Source organism: Sphaerospermopsis reniformis (assembly GCF_005402885.1).
GTDB lineage: Bacteria > Cyanobacteriota > Cyanobacteriia > Cyanobacteriales > Nostocaceae > Sphaerospermopsis > Sphaerospermopsis kisseleviana.
In genome coordinates, this window is record NZ_BJCE01000370.1 from 1 (window position 1) to 3,295 (window position 3,295).

Here is a 3,295-nt window from a genome sequence, read left to right on the forward strand (position 1 = left end):
CATCTAGATGGAACATCAATGAGTGTAGAAGGAGAGTACAAGAAAGAAACAGAAGAAATAGAAAAAACAAAACCAGAAACAGAAGAGAATAAATTAGAAAGAGAACCAGAGATGAAAGCAATAGAAAAACTATCAAAATCCTGGAAATATCACCAAATAAAAGAAATTGAATACAGAGAAAAGGCAGAATATAAAACAGCAGGTAGACCAAATAAATTAGCCGAACCCCATCAAATAAAATATCAAATTACAGGTAAGATAGAAACTTCCGAATTAGCAATAGAAGCAGAAAAAATTAAAGCAGGAAGATTTATATTAGCGACGAATATATTAGATAAAAATGAATTGAGTGATGAGCAGGTATTAGAGGAATATAAAGCGCAACAATCTAATGAGAGAGGATTTAGGTTTTTGAAAGATCCGTTGTTTTTTACATCAAGCGTATTTGTGAAAACCCCGGAAAGAGTAGAAGCAATAGCAATGATAATGGGATTGTGTTTGTTAGTCTATAACCTGGCACAAAGAAAGTTAAGGCAAGAACTAGCTAAATTTGATGATGGGATTAGAAATCAAGTTAAAAAAATCACAAATAAACCGACAATGAGGTGGGTATTTCAGATGTTTCAAGCTGTACATTTAGTCATCATAAATGGACAAAAACAAATGAGTAATTTAACAGAGGAACGTGAAAAGATAGTTAGGTATTTAGGAAAGAGTTGTAGTAAATATTATCTAATTATTTGATGAGAGTTTATTTGACTAAAAAGATGTATATAGTTGACGATAAAATTAGTAAATAGAAATTCTTAGCGAAGATAGAAATATTCTTGGCTGTAATTGTCATGTTGATTTTACAAAAAATAACTGCTTTCATTGAAAGAGAGAATCTATTTTAAAACCTCATGGAATTAATTTTAGTAATATTCTCTATTTTTTGGCAGATAAAGTTAAAATCAAACAGAAAAATTAGGTAAATAAAATTTTTCTGGTTGGGATTTTTCAAAAATATCAATTATCTGGGTCACATCTGCGGAATGTGGGTTCAAAAATCTCCACACCAGGTATCTCGTCTGACAACTATCTGGGTAGATGGTGGTTTTGACGGTGAGCCGTTTATGCAGTGGGTCATGGATTTTTGTCGTTGGATTATTCAGGTAGTTCTTCGACCAGAGCAGACCAAGGGGCCTTCCTCTACTCAAAAAACGTTGGGTGGTGGAACGCACTTACGGTTGGTTGATGGGGTGTCGGCGATTAGTCAGAGATTATGAGTTATTACCCGAAACCTCTGAGACTTTTATCTACCTTGCCATGATCCGTATTATGGTGAGGCGACTTGCTTAAATTTTGACTGCCAAAAACTTTTCAAACACCCTCTAAGGGTGAAGTTAAGGGCGCTCAGATTGGTAATCACGAATTTACCGACCTTTCTACACCAGAAAATACAAGGATATAGACTAAACAAACTTAGATTTTATTAAGCGTGTTCTTAAATCTTTAGAAGCGAAAAGTTCTAAGCTGTGATTTTAATAGTAATGTTATTCTTCTGAAAAGATATAAAATAATATCATTACTATTTTATATCCAGCATATCTCAAGTAATTGAGAGGTATAAAATAAAACCTACTCAAACTCAATCAAACCCATAACAGGGTTTTGCGAATGAATTTGATCTCCGTAATAAGAGACTAAAAAGATGAAAACCCTTAACTCAGTAAAAGACGGAATAGCTCGAAAAATCGGCGATAGCCCCCGTAATGTCTTTATGCTTACGGATTTTAAAGATATTGCGGCTGACAGCCAAGTTAGGACTGTTTTTGATCAGCTAGAAACAGAAGGTAAAATAATCAAAATGAGTGAGAATTGCTATGCTAAAGCAGTTATCTCTCCTCTATCAAAGCGCGTAGTGCCTTGTAAAGCATTACGTGAATTGGCAACTGAGTTTTTGGAATATTTGAACATAGAAGTTGTACCGTCAAGCTATGACAAAGCTTACAACGAAGGACGGACAACCCAAGTCCCCACCGGACGGGTTATTGGGGTTAAAAAACCTATTCCAATTCCCCCTAAATTTGGTTACGATGGTAAATTTGTAACCTTTGAATACGTTGGTTAATCCATATCCTGTGAGTGCGTCTATTGATCCAATCTTATTAGAAGTTATTGCCAGTGATCTAGGCGTTGATCCTTCCTTTGTTGAAAAGGATTGGTATGCTATGAGAATAATAGCTGCCTTGATTACCGTTGATAAGCTTGGTATGAAATTAGTTTTTGCGGGTGGGACTAGCTTATCTAAAGGATTTGGTTTAATTCAACGTTTTTCAGAAGACCTTGATTTCAAGGTTATTTTACCGATTTTAGAACCCACTCGGAACGAACGCAGCAAATATAAAAACGAAATTTTAGATGTAATTCGTAACAGTAGTTCAGATTGGGCATTGAATGAGAACGAGATAAAAGCTCGTGATAAAAATAGTCAAGTTACTTGCAGTATTACTTACCAACAAAATTTTAAACAAGATATTGCGCTTCGTCCTTATATAAAATTAGATATCAAATTTACCTCGCTCGTCTTACCTTTTGAAGAAAAATCTTTAACATCTTTTATATCTCAAGCAATGGGATTACCACCAGAAGTTCCATCAATTGCTTGTTGTTCACCTGTAGAAACAGCCGCAGAAAAATTAAGTGCTTTAACTTGGCGAATTTTGACTAGAAATCGAGAAAATGAACACGATGATCCATCTATCATTCGCCATTTATATGATTTAACAGCATTAAATCTCATGATTAAAGATGACCAAAACTTTTCAAGTTTGGTTTCTAAATTTATGCAAGAAGATGTTAATAGCAACAGAGGGCAAATTCAATCTTTATCTATACCTAAAGTCGAATTATTACCAAAGATGTTTGAGCAGTTAGAATCAGATCCTATTTACCATGAGGAATACACAAGATTTGTAAAGGGGATGTCCTACGCTACAGAAGATGAATGCCCTACTTTTGAGGAATGTATAGAAACTGTTAAAAGTATAGTTGCCAGATTAGAATTAGCTTTTGATTAGTTTATAAAGTATAATCGCTATTTTAAACTTTTACTAACCAACCATCCCATCTAATTACCCAGCTTCCCCGCTTTGGTAAAGGTAAAGCTACCCCACACAAAGGTCAACAGGTTGGAACGCAAGCGCATCAGTTTATCTGCATTAATCTCAGCCGTTTTGATCACGAATGGCGCACATCCGTATTCAATGTCCCATAGTGTGATTGGTCTTGATGGTAATTCTTGACATACCTG

The 3,295-nt window shown here is 34.9% G+C and carries 3 protein-coding genes and 2 pseudogenes; 4 read left to right on the forward strand and 1 reads right to left on the reverse strand.

Going from position 1 to position 3,295, the window contains the following annotated elements:
* From FFR48_RS26445 to FFR48_RS26460, 4 genes and pseudogenes are all read left to right on the forward strand, one after another.
* Positions 1-744 (forward strand): IS1634 family transposase (locus tag FFR48_RS26445; RefSeq protein WP_236104199.1); only part of this gene is annotated, 744 nt, incomplete at its 5' end.
* A 450-nt stretch (positions 745-1,194) separates the two neighbouring features.
* A pseudogene (locus FFR48_RS29750) lies at positions 1,195-1,341 on the forward strand (transposase); the annotation flags it as partial.
* Between the two features lie 352 nt (positions 1,342-1,693).
* Positions 1,694-2,113, forward strand: a complete 420-nt coding sequence (locus FFR48_RS26455) for a hypothetical protein (RefSeq protein WP_096569119.1) — start codon at positions 1,694-1,696, stop codon at positions 2,111-2,113.
* Positions 2,114-2,123: 10 nt separating this feature from the next.
* Positions 2,124-3,062, forward strand: coding sequence for a nucleotidyl transferase AbiEii/AbiGii toxin family protein (locus FFR48_RS26460; RefSeq protein ID WP_137669408.1), 939 nt, complete (start codon positions 2,124-2,126; stop codon positions 3,060-3,062).
* A gap of 50 nt (positions 3,063-3,112) precedes the next feature.
* Here the strand turns inward: FFR48_RS26460 and FFR48_RS29755 are convergent.
* Positions 3,113-3,295 (reverse strand): annotated as a pseudogene (locus tag FFR48_RS29755) (hypothetical protein); the annotation flags it as partial.

Excerpts from the sequence above, each read along its gene's own strand:
- FFR48_RS26455 (WP_096569119.1), top strand. The coding sequence starts at position 1,694 with ATGAAAACCCTTAACTCAGTAAAAGACGGAATAGCTCGAAAAATCGGC.